The sequence below is a fragment of the Actinomyces bowdenii genome (assembly GCF_017592395.1).
In the GTDB taxonomy this organism is placed as follows: domain Bacteria; phylum Actinomycetota; class Actinomycetes; order Actinomycetales; family Actinomycetaceae; genus Actinomyces; species Actinomyces bowdenii.
This window is the reverse complement of sequence record NZ_JAGFOU010000007.1, coordinates 22,753-39,267: the sequence shown is the minus strand read 5'-3', so window position 1 is coordinate 39,267 and position 16,515 is coordinate 22,753. Positions and strand designations below refer to the sequence as shown.

The following is a 16,515-nucleotide window of genomic DNA, read 5'->3' as shown; positions in this document are numbered from 1 at the left end:
GCCCGGGCCGCCTGGCCCCGCCGGGGCCTCAGGCCAGGAGGTACTCGGCGTAGAACAGGCCCAGGCCCGCGATGACGCACAGGCCGGCGATGATCCAGAAGCGGATCACCACGTTGACCTCGCTCCATCCTCCCAGTTCGAAGTGGTGATGGAGGGGAGCCATGCGGAAGACACGCCTACCTGTGATCTTGAACGAGCCGATCTGGATGACGTCGCTGAGGACCTCGGCCAGGAACAGCCCGCCCAGGATGACGGCGAGGAACTCCGTGCGCGTGAGGATCGACAGGCCCGCCAGGGCGCCGCCCAGGGCCAGGGAGCCGGTGTCGCCCATGAAGATCTTGGCCGGGGAGGCGTTCCACCACAGGAAGCCGAAGCAGGCCCCCATGAGTGCGACCGAGATCATCGCCAGGTCCCGGGGATCGCGCACCTGGTAGCAGGTGGTGGCCACCACCTCGGAGTGGCCGTAGAGGCAGGACTGGTTGATCTGCCAGACCCCGATGAGCGTGTAGGCGCCGAAGACCATGGCGGAGGCCCCGGCGGCCAGGCCGTCCAGGCCGTCGGTGAGGTTGACGGCGTTGGACCAGGCGGTGATGAGGAAGTTGGCCCAGATGATGAACAGGACCAGCCCCACCGCCGCCCCGGCGAAGGCCAGGTCGATGCTGGAATCCCGGGCGAAGGACAGGCGGGTGGAGGCCGGGGTCAGTCCGTTGCGGTCGGCGTGGCTCAGCGCCAGGACGGAGAAGAGGATGCCGATGAAGGCCTGTCCGGCCATCTTCTGCCAGGCGCGCAGCCCCAGGGACCGCTGCTTGGAGATCTTGGAGAAGTCATCCAGGAACCCGATGAGGGCCAGTCCCACCACCAGGAGGAGCAGGAGGATCCCCGAGGCGCCCGGGGTGCGCTGCTGGCTGAGGTTGGCCACCGCATAGCCCAGGACCGTGGAGCCGATGATGACCACGCCGCCCATGGTGGGCGTGCCGCGCTTGGTGAAGTGGCCCTGGGGGCCGTCCTGGCGGATGAACTGCCCGTACTCCTTGACCTGGAGGTAGCGGATGAGCAGGGGCGTGCCCAGGAGCGTGCCGACGAGTCCGATCACGCCGGAGATGAGGATGGCAGTCATCGGGGGCGAGCCTCCTTGAGGTGGTCGGCCAGCCGCCAGGCGCCTGAGCCGTTGGATCCCTTGACCAGGACGGCGTCGCCGTCCTGGAGCAGCGTACCGATCTGATCGATGGCGGTGGCGGCGTCGGGGAAGCCGAGCGTCGGCGTCCCCAGGGCGCCGGCGGCCTGGAGGGCCGGCTCGGTGCCCCCGCCGATGCCGATGAGCAGGGCGGCCCCCGCCTGGTGGGCGAGCTCGCCGGTGCGCCGATGGTCGGCCTGCGAGCTGTCCCCCAGCTCCAGCATCTCCGAGACGATGACGACGCGCCGCCGGTGCGCCGCCAGGTCGGGCAGGGCGGCCAGGGCGGCGGTCATGGAGTCGATATTGGCGTTGTAGGAGTCGTCGATGAGGAGCAGGTCCCCGCCCAGGGCCTGGATGTCCATGCGGTGGGGGCTCTCGATGCCCACCTGCCCGAGCTCATCGGCGATGAGGCCTGCGGGCACGCCCGCGGCCAGCGCCAGCCCGGCGGCGGCCAGGGCGTTGGAGACATTGTGCTCCCCGGCCACGGCCAGGGTGACGCGGCGGGTGCCCTCCAGGCCGGGAAGGGTCAGGTCGAAGGAGGCGCGGGCGCCCTGGCCGAGCTCGACCCCCTGGGCCCGGATGTCGGCCGGGCCCAGGCGGGAGAAGGTGAGCACGGCTCCCGGGGCGCGATCGGCCAGGGCCGCGGTGCGCGGGTCGTCGGCGTTGAGCAGGGCGGTGCCGTGGGGCCCCAGCCCGTCGAGGATCTCGGCCTTGGCCTGGGCGACGCCCTCGATGGAGCCGAATCCGCCCATGTGGGCATGGCCGATCATGAGGACGGCGGCGGCGTCCAGGGGGGCGATGCCGGTGAGGTAGGCGATGTGGCCGGGGCCGGAGGCGCCCATCTCCAGGACCAGGTAGCGGGTGGACTCATCGGCCTCCAGGACGGTCAGTGGCAGGCCGATCTCGTTGTTGAAGCTGGCGCGGGGCGCCACGGTGGGGCCGGCCGCCGCCAGGAGCTGGCGGGTGAGGTCCTTGGTGGTGGTCTTGCCCACCGAGCCGGTCATGGCCACCACGCTCAGGTCGCTGCCCCGGTCCCTGGCGGCGGCCCGCAGATGGGCCAGGTGGGTGCGCGCCAGCGCCCCCAGGGCCTCGACGGTGTCACTGACCAGGATCAGGCCCAGGGGCGGCTCGGACCCGCCCCGCGGGCCCGCCTCCTGGCCCCCCAGCCCCTGACGGGCGGCATCGAGATCGCTGACCAGTGCGCCCACGGCGCCCCGGGCGGCGGCGGAGGCCAGGTGGGCGTGCCCGTCGGTGCGCTCCCCGGCCACGGCCACGAAGAGGGAGCCCGGGGCGGCCTGGCGCGAGTCGGTGACGATGGGGCCCTCCAGGGGCGCGTCAGGGCCGATGAGGGTGCCGCCGATGGCCCGGGCGGCCTGGCCGAGGGTGCGGATCATGCCCGCCCCCACTTCGCCTCGACGGCCTGGGCCATGACGGGGGCGTCGTTGTAGCGGATGAACTCCCCGGCGGCCTCCAGGAAGGGCTCGTGGCCCTTGCCGGTGACGATGACGGTGTCCTGGGGGCCGCACAGCTCCACGCCGCGGCGCACGGCGTCGCCCCGCCAGGTGGTGATCTCCTCGACGTCCTCCATCGAGGGGCGCACCTGGCGCACCCCCTCCAGGATGGCGTCGCGGATGAGCTGGGGGTCCTCGCTGCGGGGGTTCTCGTCGGTGACCACCAGGACGTCGGCCAGCCTGGCGCAGACCTGGCCCAGCATGGGCCGCTTGCCCTGGTCGCGGTCCCCGTCGGAGCCGAAGACGACGATGAGGCGGCCGGGGGTGATGGGCCGCACCGCCTGGAGGGCCAGCTCCATGGCGTCGGGGGTGTGGGCGAAGTCCACGATGCACAGCCCGCGGCCGTCCTCGCGGTTGCTGATGCGCTGCATGCGCCCGGGGATGTTGTGGGCCCCGGCCAGGGCGGCCACGGCGGTGTCGGCCGGGACGCCGGCGCGGATGGCCATCACCAGGGCCAGGGCGGCGTTCTGGACGTTGACCAGGCCGGGCAAGGGGCAGGAGGCGGCCAGCTCCTCGCCGTCGGGCCCGTGGAGGGTGAAGGTGGTGGCGGCGGCCTCCAGGGAGACCTCGGCGTCGCCGACCCACCAGTCGGCGGGGGCCGAGCCGGGGTAGGCGCGCAGGCGCTCGACGGGGATGGCGCTGGTGGCCGCCAGGCGCTGGCCCCATGGGTCATCGACGCAGACCACGCCGCGGCGGGCGTGGGCGGGGGTGAACAGGCCCGCCTTGGCCTCCAGGTACTCCTCCATGGTGTGGTGGAAGTCGAGGTGATCGCGCTGGAGGTTGGTGAAGCCCGCCACGTCGATCTCGGTGGCGTCCAGGCGGTGCAGGACGATGGCGTGGCTGGAGGCCTCCAGGGAGGCCGCGCCCACGCCCTCCTCCACGGCCAGGGCCAGCAGGCGCTGGAGGACGGGGGCCTCCACGGTGGTGCGGGGCGATTCCACGGAGGTGGAGCCCACCCGCAGCTCGACGGTGCCGGCCACCATGGTGGAGCCGGTGTGGGCGCGCAGGATCGCGTCGAGGAAGTAGGAGGTGGTGGTCTTGCCGTTGGTGCCGGTCACCGCCGTGGTGATGAGGCGGCGCGAGGGGTGGTGGTAGACCTCGGCGGCCAGGGGACCGGCGATCCGGCGGGGGTCGGAGCAGGTGAGCACCGCCGCCCCGGCGCAGGTCTGGGCGGCGATGGAGGCGCCCTCGGCATCGGTGACCACTGCCACCGCCCCGGCCTCGACGGCCTGGGCGGCGTAGCGGGCGCCGTGCACGGTGAAGCCGGGCAGGGCCACGAAGACCTCCCCGGGGGCGACGTCGCCGGAGTCCATGCTCACACCGGTGACGGCGATGCCCTCCAGGGCGCTCCGCCCGGTGGAGGGGTGGGGCGTCAGGGAGTGCGCCGCCGCCAGGGTGCTCAGGGCGACAGGAGCATTGTGCTGCGGCCGCAGTGCTGCTGCCGACTGGTAGGCCTGGTTGGTCATGGTTCCTCAATCTATCGCGGGCGCTGACTGTGGATCTCCCACAGAGGGGCCCTGGAGCCGGTTGGGCGCGTGCTGGTGATCACTGTCCATATCGGTACCCCCTCTTCTCGGCGTCGATGACGGCGGGCCGCGGTAGCGCCTGCCGGCCGCCGTCCCGCGCCTCAGAGCCCCTGCTCCTCCTCGGCCTGCCGGGCGGCGGCTGCCGCGATGACCGATGGGTCCGGCGCGATGCCCATGGACTGCATGGCGGCCAGGGCGACCTCCCGGAAGACCGGGGCGGCCACGGTCCCGCCGTAGACGCCGTTGGGGCGGTAGATGATGACCGCGATGGCCAGTGCGGGGGCTCTGGCCGGCAGGAAGCCGACGAAGGAGGCCACGGTGCCGTCCTCGGTGAGGATCTCGGTGGTCCCGGTCTTGCCGGCCACCAGGTAGCCGTCGATGGAGGCGGCCTCAGCGGTGCCGCCCTCCTGGGTGACCCCGATGAGCATCTCGGTCATGGTGGCAGCCGTGGCCTCGGTCACGACCCGCACACCCTCGGGCTGGGCCTGGGGGGTGACTCGGCCCTCGGCGTCGATCCAGGCGTCCACGATGCGGGGGGCCACGCGCACGCCCCTGTTGGCGATGGCCGCCAGGGACTGGACGGCCTGGAGGCTGGTGGTGGCCAGGCCCTGGCCGAACATGGTGGTGTAGCGGGTGCGGTCGTCCCACTGGTCGGGGGTGCTGATGATGCCGGAGGACTCCGCGGGCATCTCGATGCCGGTGGCCTCGCCCCAGCCGAATCTCTCCATGTAGGAGTGGCGCACCTCGTCGGCCAGGGTCTCCCCCACCTGGATGGTCCCCACATTGGAGGACTCGGCCAGGACCTGGGCGGTGGTGAGCACCTGATCCTCATGCTCGTGGGCGTCGTGGAAGGACTGCCCGTTGGCGGTGGTCCAGGTGTAGGGCACGCTCCAGGTGTCCTCGGGGGTGATGGTCCCCTCCTCGATGGCGGTGGCGAAGGTGACGACCTTGCCCACGCTGCCGGGCTCGAAGACCGCCTGGACCGAGCGCGCGGCGCGGTCGTCCTCCGAGGAGGCCGAGGGGTCGGAGGGGTCCACGGAGTCGGAGTCGGCCAGGACGACGATCTTGCCGGTGTCGGGCTCCATGGCCACCACCACGCCCCACAGGGCCCCCTCGGCGGCCACAACCTTGTCGATGGCGCCCTGGGCGATGGACTGCAGGTCGGGGTTGAGGGTGGTGCGCACCGTGGAGCCGGGGACGGCCTCGGTGTCCTCCTGCTCCCCGGTGGGGATGATGACGCCGGTGCGCCCGATCTCCTCACTGCCCCGCCCGTCGGTGCCGGTGAGCAGCTCGTCCTGGGTCAGCTCCAGCCCGGCGGCACCGTGCAGCTGACGGCCCTCGCCCTCGCTGGTGAAGCCCAGGACGTTGCCGGCCACCCTCCCGGCGGGGTAGGTGCGGGTGGTGCGCTGGTCGGGCTCGATGCCCGGGATGCCCAGGGCCTTGATCTTGCGCCAGGTGTCGGGGTTGACCCGCTCGGCGATGATCTCGTAGGTGGAGTCCCCCACCAGGGCCGCCCCCAGCTCCAGGCGGTCCAGGCCCAGGATGGGGGCGAGCTGGGCGGCCGCGGCCGCGGCGCCGTGGCCCACGACGACGTCGGCGGCCTCCCCCGCCTGCTCGGGCCGGTCCTCGGTGCGCTCGTACTGGGCGACCAGGACCTGGTTGACCCCGATGTCGTAGGTCACCGCGGAGGAGGCCAGGACGGTGCCGTCACGGCCGGTGATATCTCCGCGAGGGGCGCGGTTGACCCAGGACACGGTGCGCTCGGCCTTGGCCTTGTCCGCCAGCTCGGGACCGGCGACGACCTGGAGGTAGGCGGTGCGCGCGGCGAGGACGCCGAAGAGCCCGGCACCCCCGAGCCGCAGGACCTGACGACGCGATGGGTTCATGGGCGCCTACCCCGCCTGGGCGGCAGTGCCGTTGGTGAGCCTGTTGCCGTTGAGGTCCACCACTCCGGGAGCGCCGGCCGGGACCATGCCCAGCTCGGCCGCCTTGGCGGCCAGGGTGTCGGGGGCCGAGGCCTCCTGGACCTGGGTGCGCAGGGTCTCCACGTGGTCGTTCATGATGTTGACCTCGACCTGCACCTCCTTCATCCGGTAGGCGGTGGAGGCCATCTGGGCGTTGAGGAGCATGGAGGCCACCAGCGCCCCGGCCAGGATGATGATGTTCATCGCCAGGAAGGGCAGGGTGGAGCGGGCCGGGGCGGCGGCGCGGATGACGCGCAGGTCCGGCCGGGAGGCGGGGGCCTGGCCGCGGGCGCGCGCACCGGCCCCTGCCGCTGCGCCGCTCCAGCTCGTGGCAGTGCGGCGGGCCGCCTCGGGCCGCGCGGCACGGGCAGTGGCAGTAGCGTTCATCGGTGTGCCCCTCCTGGGTTGCGGGTGTGTCGTTGGACTCGTGGTGATCGTGGTGCTCGGCGCGACTGCGGCGGGCGGGGCCCCGGTGCGCGCCCGGTGGGCCGCTCCACTCCCAGCGCGGGGGCCTGGAGGGCGTCGCGGGTGCGCATGGCGGCCCGCAGCCGCACGCTGGCCGAGCGCGGGTTGGAGGCGATCTCGAGGGCGTCGGCCTTGACCGCGCCGTGGGTGAGGAGCTCGAGGTAGGGCCGGTCGGCCTCCGGGACGAGGGGCAGGCCCTCGGGGGCGCGCGAGGCCGCCCCCGCGGCCAGGACCTGCTTGACGATGCGGTCCTCCAGGGAGTGGTAGGACTCCACCACCAGGCGCCCTCCCTCGCGCAGGGCGTCCAGCGCGCAGGGCAGTGCCCGTTGAAGGACGTCGAGCTCGGAATTGACCGCGATGCGCAGGGCCTGGAAGGTGCGCTTGGCCGGGTGCCCCCCGGTGCGCCGGGCCGCGGCCGGCACCGATTCGCGGACCAGCTCGGCCAGCTCGGCGGTGGTGCTCACGGCCCGGCCCGCCTCGCGGCGGCGCACCAGGGCGGCGGCGATCCGCGAGGCGAAGCGCTCCTCGCCGTAGGTGCGCAGGATCCAGGCCAGCTCCTCCTGGGAGGCCTCCTCCAGCAGCTCCTGGGCGGTGCTCCCACCGCCCTGATCCATGCGCATGTCCAGGGGCGCGGGACGCGCGTAGGAGAATCCCCGCCCGGCCTCGTCGAGCTGGAGGGAGGAGACGCCCAGGTCCATGAGGACCGCGTCAACGCCGCCCCGGCCGCCCTCCCGGGCGACCTCATCGATGCGGTCGTAGGTGGTGTGCACGGCACGGAAGCGCGGGCCGAAGCGGGCCAGCCGCTCGGTGGCCAGGGAGATCGCCTGGGCGTCCCGGTCGATGCCGATGACGGTGAGGCGCTCGAAGCGCTCCAGGGCGGCCTCGGTGTGGCCGCCCATGCCCAGGGTGCCGTCGATCATCACCGGGGCGGGCCCGTCCTGGAGGGCGGGGGCCAGGAGGTCCAGGCAGCGCTCGAGCAGCACGGGGGTGTGACGCTGCGCGGCGGGGACGGTGCCCTGCTCCGGCCCCGGGGCGGTGCCCCGGTCGCCTGCGGTCGCTGTCATGCGCTCCCTCCTTCCTGTGCTGCCTGGGTCGCGCTGGTGATGCCCGGATCCCGCACGGACCGACACTGAACCCGCGAAGGGTTCAGGGAGGGCCGAGGGGGTGGGGCGGCGTCGGGGATCCGCACCGCCAGGACTCCTCCCGTGGTTCCGGCGCCGGGGAAGAGGCGCCGGACTCGGCATCGGGCGGAGACCTCACGAGGCGGGTCACCGACAGCGTGCTGTCTCGGTTGTGTCTCAGAAGAAGCCGGGGATGATCTCCTCGGCGGTCTCGGCGAAGACCTGCTCCTGAGCGGTCAGGTAGTCGCTCCATGCGGTGGCGTCCCAGATCTCCACACGGGCGCCGGCGCCGATGACCGCGAGGTCGCGAGTCAGGCCGGCGTAGGCCCTCAGCGGAGCGGGCAGCGTGATGCGGCCCTGCTTGTCCGGGATCTGCGAGTCGGCTCCCGAGAGCATGACGCGGATGTAGTCGCGCGCCTGCTTCTGCGCCAGGGGCGCCTCACGCAGCTGGGCGTACATGCGCTCGAACTCGGCGGTGGTGAAGGCGTACAGGCAGCGCTCCTGACCACGGGTCAGGACGATTCCGCCTGCCAGCTCCTCACGGAACTTGGCCGGGAGGATGAGACGGCCTTTCTCATCCAGCTTCGGGGCATGGGTGCCCAGGAACATCGGGCACCTCCTTCCCCTCGGCTACCCGTGCGCCCCACCTTACTCCACTTTCCTCCCCTTTCTCCCTAACAGATGCCGGCAACCGATCACAACTGCATCTCTGATCCTTGCCATTGCAAGGGATTCTCCGGGTGGTGCGAAGTGGAGGATCCTGGCGGCCACGGCGTGGTGCACCGCCGCCCTCAGGTCTCAGGCAGGGGCCCTGCAGGCGCAGCCCAGGAACCGCCTCAGGAGACCAGGGCGGTGGGGCCGGCGGCAGGCAGGCGCCTCAGGCCGCCGGATGCGGGCCGATGGGGAGGTGGAGGGAGGTGGTGGGCCCGGAGGGACGACGATCCCGCCGTCGCAGTGCACGACGGCGGGATCCAGTGGCGGGGCTCAGGTGGAGGAGTGTGGAGGGCCCGGGTCAGCCCTGGGAGTCGCGGCGCCGATCCCAGCGCTCGGACTGGCGGTCCATGAAGGAGGGGCCCGAGCCCCGGCGGCCGTTGGGGCGCTTGGGGCCCCTGCGGGGCGGGGAGGGGATCGGGCCCTTGGGGCCGCTGCTCACGCGGGTCAGGGCCAGGCTCACCCCCCAGACCGCGATGGCGAAGCCCGCGACCCCCAGCAGGATCGAGACCAGACCGTGACCAACGGAGACCCCCCCGACCAGGAGGCTCAGGCCCACCAGGACCAGGGCCACCCCGGCGCCGACGTGGCGGGGGGAGGGGCGCGTCAGGCGGCGCTCGTCGCGCTCAAGGCTGTCGGCCAGGGCGGGATCCTCCTGATGCAGCTGGGATTCCAGGTCACGTAGAACCTGCTGCTCTCGCTCTGACAGTGCCATGGTGCTCCTCATTGTCTGTGAGCCGTGTGCGGGCTCCTGCCCGGTGCGCTCCGGGCGGTCGGCGACGGCCGCCCGGCTCAGGGACCCTGCTTCAACAATAGGCGCTATGCGCCCCTGGGGAAAACCTGGCGCCCTGCGCCTGCGAGGGGCTCGGGCGCAGCGGCTCCCGGGCGGTCAGCGGGCCGGCCGGCGGGGACCGCCCAGCAGGCTGGCGGGGGCCAGGGCCTGGCGGCCCCAGCGCCGGCGCACCTCGTCGGCGGCCCGCTCCGGCGCCCCGCGGCGGGGATCGTCATCCAGCAGGAGCTGGACGCCGTCATCGCCGCGGGCCAGGCCCTCGACCCGCACCCCCAGGAGCCGGAATCCGCCGCCGGGGGTGGGCAGGGCCTCGAACAGGGCGCTGATGGTCTGCCAGATGTCGCGCGCCAGATCGGTGGGGACCGACAGGGTGCGCGAGCGGGTCACGGTGGTGAAGTCGGCGCCGCGGGCCTTGAGGACGACCACCCGGCAGCGCAGGCCCCCGGCACGCAGGCGGGCGGCGCACTGGTGGGTCTGGTCCAGCAGGATCGTGCGGGCATGCTCCCGGTCGGTGAGCGTGGAGTAGAAGGTGGACTCCGTGCCCACCGACTTCTCCTCGCGCCCGGGGCTGACCGGGCGCGGGTCGATGCCGTGGGCCAGGTCGTGCAGGTGCCTGCCCGCCGCGGTCCCCAGGATCCGCTCCAGGAGGCGCACCTCGGTGGCGGCCAGGGTGCGCACATCGGTGATGCCCCAGCGGGCCAGCTGCTCGGCGCTGCGGGCCCCCACTCCCCACAGGGCCTCCACCGGCAGGACGTTGAGGAAGTCCTGGGTGGCCTGGGCGGGCACGAGCAGGACGCCGTCGGGCTTGGCATGGGCCGAGGCGAGCTTGGCGACGAGCTTGGTCGAGGCGATCCCCACCGATGCGGGGACCCCGATGCGCTGGCGCACCTGGGCTCGGATCCACGCGGCGATCCGGCAGGGGCTGCCCATGCGCCTCCTGGAGCCGCTGACGTCCAGGAATGCCTCGTCGACGCTGAGCCGCTCCACCAGGGGCGTGACCTCGTCGAGGACCGCCATGATGCGGGCCGAGACCTGGGAGTAGAGGCGGTGGCGCACCGGCAGGACGACGGCCTGCGGGCAGCGCCGGGTGGCCTCGGCCATGGACATGGCCGAGGCCACCCCGTAAGCGCGGGCCTCGTAGGAGGCCGCCGAGACCACGCCGCGCCCGTCCTGGCCGCCGACGATCACCGGCCGCCCGGCCAGCTCGGGGTGCTCCAGGAGCTCGACGGAGGCGAAGAAGGCATCCATGTCCACATGGAGGATGGGGGTGGCCGAGTCGTCCTGGCCCCAGGAGCGCCGTGCGGCCTGGGAGCGCGGGGCCCGGCTCATGCCGCTCCCCCGCGTCCCCCATGCCGGGTCCCGCCGGGTCCGCCGCGCCGGGGGCGGCGCGCGCAGGCGCCGTCCCGGCCGGTGGGCGGGGCCTGCGCCGCCTCCACCGGCGCTGCCGGGGAGGGCCTGCGCATTGCGGAGGCCGCGGCCGCCGGGATCCTCGTCGTCATCAGGGGCCTGCTCCTCACACTCTCCTCGCATCCGTGGCGCTCGGCGGCCGACCACCGTGGATCGCCGCGGCCCGTCCCGAGGCGATCCGCCGGGGACCGGGCGCGTCGGCCACGGGTGCCGCCGTCATGCCCAGGCTAACGTGCTCCTGTGACATCCAAGAAGGCGGTACCGGAGCGGAGGGCCGTGGCATGAGCAGGCCGGGCCGCGGCGCGCGGCGCTCCTCGGGCCGAGCCGGGCCCTCCTCCCCCGGCCACTCATCCCTGGCCCATCTGCCGGTCGGCCCGGTGCCCACCTCGCTGGCGAGCGCCGAGCTGGTGCGGCGCGAGGACGGGGTCCTGCTGCTGCTCGACGGCACCGAGTCCTCCTACCTGGACCTGCGCGACCCGACTCGCCTGGACTTCGAGTACCACCAGCAGATGGACGCCGTCGCCGAGGTGCTCCTGGGCCGGGGCACGCCCCTGCGCGCCCTGCACCTGGGCGGGGCGGGCTGCGCCCTGGCCCGCGCCTGGGACCGCACCCGCCCCGGCTCGGCCCAGCTGGCGGTGGAGATCGATGAGGCCCTGGCCCGCTATGCCCGCCAGTGGTTCGACCTGCCGCGCTCACCGCGCCTGCGCATCCGGGTGGGCGACGCGGCCCGGGTGCTGCCCGAGCTGAGGCCGGGCCAGTGGGATGTGGTGGTGCGCGATGTCTTCACCCGGTCGGCGGTCCCGCCCAACTGCCGCGATGAGGCCTTCCTGGCCAGCTGCCTGCGGGCCCTGCGGCCGGGCGGGATCGCGCTCATCAATACCGTCTCGCCTCCGCGCCCGGAGCTGGGAGCCGAGCTGGGACTGCTGCGCCGGCTCTTCGGCGGCCTGCTCGTGGTGGCGGACCCGCCGGTGGCCCGGGGCGCCAGGCCCGGCAACCTGGTGCTGGTGTGCCGACGCGAGCCCTTCGCCCCCGACCAGTGCCGGGAGGTCGAGCATGCCGTGCGCCGCCTGCCGCTGCCGGTGCGCACCTGGTCGCCCGAGGACCGCGCGCTGCCCGGGGCGTGAGACCGGCCGGCGGGGTCGGGGCGGCGTCCATGAGGCGTTGCCCATGAGGCCTGGCCGGTCCCGGATACCGCACCATCTCGTCCCCCCTGCCCCCGATCTCGTACCTCCAGCTGACGAGATGGAAGACGAGGGTACGAGATCGGCTAGTGCCCGCATCGGGGCTGCGCGGCAAGCAGCCCGGCTCTGGCCGTGCGGGCCGGGATGGTGACCGCCTCCCGGGCAGCCCGACGTCTATCACCCGCGAGCCCCATACGCGCCTCACCAAGGAGCGCACTCAGGGGTGCAGATGTCAAAATCCCTGACAAAGGCCCGATCACGGCGCAGCGCACGCCCCACCACCCGCATGATTCCGCGGATCCTCAACCAGGCCCCAGGTGCAGGAGCCGCGTTTGTCAGGGATCTGGACACTCTCCTCGCTGATGCGGCCTGCCCCGCGGCCCTGCGCGCCCGCGTTCCGCTGGGTGTCCCGTGTCCTGCCCACTGAGGGAACGCCGTGTCGGCACGCAGAATGCGAGTCACCCAGCAGCAATCGGGCCGGTGCCGCGCCTCAGGCCCCGGGGCCCCTGCCCCGCCGGGGGCCCAGCTCCCCGGAGTCCTTGGACTCCAGGAAGGCCTCCAGGCGCGCCCCGATCTCATCGGCACTGGGAAGGTCCAGGGCAGGGGCGGCCCGGTGCTGGTCGTGGGCCTCCATGCGGGGGGCCAGCGCGTCGTACTGGGCCTCCAGGGCCGAGACGACGGCGGAGACCTCGGGCTGCTGGGAGGCCTCGGCGTCGATCTCGGCGCGGTTGACATTCGCGGCCGCCTCCAGGTCGCCCACGGGCAGTGCCAGGCCCGTGGCCTGGACGACGGCGGCCAGCAGCGCCGAGGCCCCCTGGGGGAACTCGTCGCGCGCCAGGTAGTGGGGGATGGCGGCCGAGGCGCCGCGGGAGTCCAGGCCCAGCTCGCCCAGCCTCAGCTCCAGGTAGGCGGACATCGAGCCGGGCAGCTCGACATGGCCGAAGAGCTCGGGCTGGGCGGGCAGCAGCTCGGGCCGGCTGCCGTGGAGGTGGACGTAAGTGGGGCGGGTGTGGGGAACGGCCATGGGGATGCCGCTGATGCCGATGGCCTGGCCCACGCCCATGGAGACCGCCAGGTGGGCCACCGAGCCCACGAAGTCGTCCCACCGGAAGTCCGGCTCGCTGCCGTGCAGGAGCAGGAGGTCCTCGCCGTCGTCGTCCTGGAGCAGGTCCAGGACGAGCTCGGGCATCTCCACCGAGGAGTAGGTGTTGCGGGAGTAGGTCATCACGGGGCGCCGGGCCCGGTAATCCACCAGGGAGTCGATGTCGAAGGTGGCCAGGCGCTCGTGGGGCAGGGTCATGAGCAGCTGCTCGACCGCGAGGGCCCCTGCGCTGCCCGCATCCATGGCGCCGTCGAAGTAGTGGATGAGCACACGCGGGGAGACGGGACGGCCCGCGGGGTGCTGCACGGTGAACAGTGATCTCATGGAGCCGCCTCCTTTCCTGTGGTATCCGGCGGTTGCCGCCTGATCGGGCGGCCTGTCCGATGGTGTGTGGGCTGATGGGTCGGTCATTCGGGGCTGTCAGTGGTTGTCGGGTCTCGTGCCATCCAGTGGCCTGGTTCGGGCAGCGCCTCGTTGGGGGACGGGGCGCGGGCCGGTGCTGACTGGACCAACAGCCGGCTGGTCCGGGCTGTTCCCGTGGATGCCAGCCAGGGCGCCGTGTTCGCCATGGGCTTCCCCACAGCGCCTTGGACAGGAGAATAATGGACCGGCCTGCGCGGCGCGCCCATTGCCGGGCCGGTGCTCGCCCGGTCCCGCCGGGGCCCCCTGCGCTCAGCCATGCGCGCATCGGGCAGGCCATGGGTCGGATCCTGAGGAAGAAGACCGATGAACGCCGTGTGGGAGGCCGGCCGCCGAGCGGCCCCGCCTCCCCGAGTCAACCAGTCAACCAGTGAGGCCGAGTGAATCAGACGACTCCCCCCGTCGGCGCATCCGACCGCGATGGGACCGCCCTGCGCGGCGGCGCGCCAGGGCGCCCAGGGCGGTCCCACGGACAGCAGGACCGGGAGCGCGAGCTGGGCGCCGAGCAGGAGGTGGTGGACCTGGCCTACAGCGAGCTGGACCGCCAGCTGGTCCAGGCCCGCCGCTCCCTGGCCCAGATCGAGGCCCGGGGGGTCAGCGGGACCCACCAGTCCCGCGGGGAGCGGGACGCCTACGCCATCCACTATTCCTCCCAGATCTCCTCCCTGGAGGGGGTGGAGGACCGCCTGGTCTTCGGCCGGATGGACCTGAGCCCCGAGGCGCTGGAGACCGGCGGGGCCTCCTCATCCCCGGTGACCGACGGGGGCAGGCGCCACTATGTGGGCCGCATCGGGCTCCAGGACGAGACGCACCGCGAGGTCGTCCTGGACTGGCGCGCCCCCCTGGCGCGCGCCTTCTACCAGGCCACCGCATCCCAGCCCATGGGGCTGGTGCGCCGTCGCCATATCGACACCCGGGCCCGGCGGGTCATCGGCCTGGAGGACGAGCTCATCGACGTCGGCGCCCTGGATTCCCTGGTCCCGGCGGGTCAGGGCGCTCCGGGCAGCGGCCTCCAGGGCGAGGGGGCCCTCATCGCCGCCATGTCGGCGGCGCGGGAGGGCCGCATGGGCGACATCGTGGCCACGATCCAGGCCGAGCAGGACCGCATCGTCACCTCACCGGGCACCGGCGTGCTCGTGGTCCAGGGCGGCCCGGGCACCGGCAAGACGGCCGTCGCCCTGCACCGGGTGGCCTACCTCTTCTACTCCGAGCGGGAGCGCCTGGAGCGCTCCGGGGTGCTCCTGGTGGGGCCCTCGCGCACCTTCCTGCGCTATGTCGAGCAGGTCCTGCCCTCCCTGGGCGAGACCGGCGTGGTCTCCACCACTATCGCTGATCTGGTGCCGGGGGTGCGGGCCCGGGGGGCCGAGCCCGCCGCCGTCGCCGAGATCAAGGGCGATGCGGTGTGGGCGGAGATCCTCCGGCGGGCCGTGCGGGACCTCCAGCGCGTCCCCGACCAGCCGCGCACGATCGAGGTCCAGGGCACGCGGCTGAGCCTGGAGCCCCGGGATGTGCGCGAGGCGATCGCCCGGGCCCGCCGCAGCGGCAAGCCCCACAACCTGGCGCGCGAGCCCTTCGTGCTGTGGCTCCTGGAGCGCCTGACCGACCAGTTCGCCGCGGCCACCGGGCAGGACGCCTCCGACGCCGATACCCGCGCCTGGATCCGCGAGGACATCCGCACCAGCCGCGATGCGCGCCGCGAGATCAACCTGTGCTGGATGCCGATGACCCCGGCGGGGCTGCTGGAGCGGCTGTGGGCGCGCCCCCAGCTGCTCCAGCGGCTGGCCCCCGAGCTCGATGAGCAGGCGCGCGCGGCGGTGGTCCGGCCGGTGGGCTCGGAGCTGACCAGCGCAGACATCCCCCTCATCGATGAGCTGGCCGAGCTGCTGGGCCCCAGTGAGGACGCCCGGGCGCGCCGGGCCCGTCTGGAGGCGCGGCGCCGTGAGGAGCTGGTGGCCTACGCCGCCCAGGCCATCGAGTCCCAGGAGCTGGGCGCGGGAATGGTCTCGGCCGAGATGCTGGCCGACCGGGTCCAGGACACTGGCCCCCGCCTGACACTGGCCGAGCGGGCACGGGCCGATCGCACCTGGACCTACGGGCATGTGGTGGTCGATGAGGCCCAGGAGCTGGGGGCCATGGCCTGGCGGGCCCTGGCGCGCCGCTGCCCGCAGCGCTCCTTCACCGTTGTGGGGGACCTGGCCCAGTACTCCGGTGGCCGGGCCCCCTCCAGCTGGGGCCAGGTGCTCCAGCCCCTGGGCACGGCCGCCGGGGCGGCCGGGGGCGGCTCGGGGCGGGGCCGCGGCCCTCACGCAGCGGGCGCCGGGGGCGCCCAGGGGGCCCGGCGCGCCGGGGGCTCGACCCCGCTGCGCGAGGAGGTGCTCAGCGTGTGCTACCGCACTCCGGCCACGATCATGGATGCGGCCGACCGGGTGGTCACGGCGCTGGGCCACCCCCCGGTCTACCCGGTGCGCTCGGTGCGCGACCTGCCCGACTGCCTGGTCGTGGAGCTCGTGGAGGGCGCCGGCGGCCAGCCGGGGAGCCCGCAGGGGCGGGACGATCCGCCGGAGGGGCCGGACCCGGCTCAGGAGGCGTGGGCGACGGCGCTGCGCCGCGCCGTCGCCGAGGAGCTCGAGGGCCTGGACGCAGCGGTGGGCCCCGGCGCGGGGCGCCTGGCCGTCATCGCCCCGGATGCCGGGCAGGCGGCGGCCCTGCTGGGCGCCGAGCCCGCCCTGGCGGCGGCCATGGAGGCACCCGGTGGGGATCTGCTGCGCGCCCGCCTGGCGGTCATGGGGCCGGTGGCCTCCAAGGGCCTGGAGTTCGACGCCGTGGTCCTGGTCGATCCGGCCCTCGTGGGCGCCGGCAGCGCGGGGGACCTGTACGTGGCAATGACCCGGCCCACCCGGCGCCTGCGGGTGGTCAGCCGCTCACCCCTGCCCGAGGGCCTGGTCGAGGACCCGGTGGAGCCGGGGCGCTGAGCACGGGCCGGATCCCACCGCCCCGCAACCCCATCGAGCCAAGGCCCACCGCGTCCGGAAGCGTCTTGACACCATCAGCCACTCGGCAGCGCGGCGCGCGCTCCAGGTCCTCCCACCCCAGTGATACGGAACCGTGACCTTCCGCTGGGCGCCCCTACATCCGAACCCAGG

General features: G+C 73.8%; 12 protein-coding genes. 2 read left to right on the top strand and 10 right to left on the bottom strand.

Annotation, left to right across the window (positions count from 1 at the left end; genetic code table 11):
• Positions 1-28: 28 nt before the first annotated feature.
• From mraY to J5X07_RS04485, 9 genes are all read right to left on the bottom strand, one after another.
• Complete coding sequence (gene mraY / locus J5X07_RS04525; protein WP_124933619.1) at positions 29-1,117, bottom strand: phospho-N-acetylmuramoyl-pentapeptide-transferase; 1,089 nt, start codon at positions 1,115-1,117, stop codon at positions 29-31.
• Positions 1,114-2,568 carry a UDP-N-acetylmuramoyl-tripeptide--D-alanyl-D-alanine ligase gene (locus J5X07_RS04520; protein ID WP_243896464.1) on the bottom strand — a complete coding sequence of 485 codons (1,455 nt, stop codon included), beginning with the start codon at positions 2,566-2,568 and terminating at the stop codon, positions 1,114-1,116. The genes mraY and J5X07_RS04520 overlap by 4 nt, the downstream gene beginning before the upstream one ends.
• A complete protein-coding gene (locus J5X07_RS04515; RefSeq protein ID WP_208478825.1) occupies positions 2,565-4,151 on the bottom strand; it encodes a UDP-N-acetylmuramoyl-L-alanyl-D-glutamate--2,6-diaminopimelate ligase in 1,587 nt (528 codons plus the stop codon). The genes J5X07_RS04520 and J5X07_RS04515 overlap by 4 nt, the downstream gene beginning before the upstream one ends.
• Before the next feature lie 161 nt (positions 4,152-4,312).
• Positions 4,313-6,097 carry a peptidoglycan D,D-transpeptidase FtsI family protein gene (locus J5X07_RS04510; protein WP_208478824.1) on the bottom strand — a complete coding sequence of 595 codons (1,785 nt, stop codon included), beginning with the start codon at positions 6,095-6,097 and terminating at the stop codon, positions 4,313-4,315.
• Between the two features lie 6 nt (positions 6,098-6,103).
• Positions 6,104-6,562: a cell division protein FtsL gene (gene ftsL / locus J5X07_RS04505; protein WP_208478823.1), complete on the bottom strand. Its 459-nt coding sequence runs from the start codon at positions 6,560-6,562 to the stop codon at positions 6,104-6,106.
• Complete coding sequence (rsmH, locus tag J5X07_RS04500; protein ID WP_208478822.1) at positions 6,559-7,704, bottom strand: 16S rRNA (cytosine(1402)-N(4))-methyltransferase RsmH; 1,146 nt, start codon at positions 7,702-7,704, stop codon at positions 6,559-6,561. Before rsmH ends, ftsL begins: the two co-directional genes overlap by 4 nt.
• 234 nt (positions 7,705-7,938) lie before the next feature.
• Complete coding sequence (mraZ, locus tag J5X07_RS04495) at positions 7,939-8,370, bottom strand: division/cell wall cluster transcriptional repressor MraZ (protein ID WP_124933613.1); 432 nt, start codon at positions 8,368-8,370, stop codon at positions 7,939-7,941.
• A 403-nt stretch (positions 8,371-8,773) separates the two neighbouring features.
• Positions 8,774-9,187, bottom strand: a complete 414-nt coding sequence (locus tag J5X07_RS04490; protein WP_124933612.1) for a DUF3040 domain-containing protein — start codon at positions 9,185-9,187, stop codon at positions 8,774-8,776.
• A gap of 174 nt (positions 9,188-9,361) precedes the next feature.
• Positions 9,362-10,591, bottom strand: coding sequence for a DNA polymerase IV (locus J5X07_RS04485; protein ID WP_124933611.1), 1,230 nt, complete (start codon positions 10,589-10,591; stop codon positions 9,362-9,364).
• Between the two features lie 359 nt (positions 10,592-10,950).
• Here J5X07_RS04485 and J5X07_RS04480 point away from each other — a divergent pair, with 359 nt between their 5' ends.
• On the top strand, positions 10,951-11,793 hold the full coding sequence (locus J5X07_RS04480; protein ID WP_208478821.1) for a spermidine synthase: 843 nt from the start codon (positions 10,951-10,953) through the stop codon (positions 11,791-11,793).
• Between the two features lie 547 nt (positions 11,794-12,340).
• Here the strand turns inward: J5X07_RS04480 and J5X07_RS04475 are convergent.
• Positions 12,341-13,276: a PAC2 family protein gene (locus tag J5X07_RS04475; RefSeq protein ID WP_208478820.1), complete on the bottom strand. Its 936-nt coding sequence runs from the start codon at positions 13,274-13,276 to the stop codon at positions 12,341-12,343.
• Positions 13,277-13,866: 590 nt separating this feature from the next.
• Here J5X07_RS04475 and J5X07_RS04470 point away from each other — a divergent pair.
• Positions 13,867-16,344, top strand: a complete 2,478-nt coding sequence (locus J5X07_RS04470) for a HelD family protein (RefSeq protein WP_208478861.1) — start codon at positions 13,867-13,869, stop codon at positions 16,342-16,344.
• Positions 16,345-16,515: the final 171 nt, after the last annotated feature.

Excerpts from the sequence above, each read along its gene's own strand:
- ftsL (WP_208478823.1), bottom strand. The coding sequence starts at position 6,562 with ATGAACGCTACTGCCACTGCCCGTGCCGCGCGGCCCGAGGCGGCCCGC.
- J5X07_RS04490 (WP_124933612.1), bottom strand. The coding sequence starts at position 9,187 with ATGGCACTGTCAGAGCGAGAGCAGCAGGTTCTACGTGACCTGGAATCC.
- J5X07_RS04515 (WP_208478825.1), bottom strand. The coding sequence starts at position 4,151 with ATGACCAACCAGGCCTACCAGTCGGCAGCAGCACTGCGGCCGCAGCAC.
- J5X07_RS04520 (WP_243896464.1), bottom strand. The coding sequence starts at position 2,568 with ATGATCCGCACCCTCGGCCAGGCCGCCCGGGCCATCGGCGGCACCCTC.
- mraZ (WP_124933613.1), bottom strand. The coding sequence starts at position 8,370 with ATGTTCCTGGGCACCCATGCCCCGAAGCTGGATGAGAAAGGCCGTCTC.
- J5X07_RS04510 (WP_208478824.1), bottom strand. The coding sequence starts at position 6,097 with ATGAACCCATCGCGTCGTCAGGTCCTGCGGCTCGGGGGTGCCGGGCTC.
- mraY (WP_124933619.1), bottom strand. The coding sequence starts at position 1,117 with ATGACTGCCATCCTCATCTCCGGCGTGATCGGACTCGTCGGCACGCTC.
- rsmH (WP_208478822.1), bottom strand. The coding sequence starts at position 7,704 with ATGACAGCGACCGCAGGCGACCGGGGCACCGCCCCGGGGCCGGAGCAG.
- J5X07_RS04480 (WP_208478821.1), top strand. The coding sequence starts at position 10,951 with ATGAGCAGGCCGGGCCGCGGCGCGCGGCGCTCCTCGGGCCGAGCCGGG.
- J5X07_RS04475 (WP_208478820.1), bottom strand. The coding sequence starts at position 13,276 with ATGAGATCACTGTTCACCGTGCAGCACCCCGCGGGCCGTCCCGTCTCC.
- J5X07_RS04485 (WP_124933611.1), bottom strand. The coding sequence starts at position 10,591 with ATGAGCCGGGCCCCGCGCTCCCAGGCCGCACGGCGCTCCTGGGGCCAG.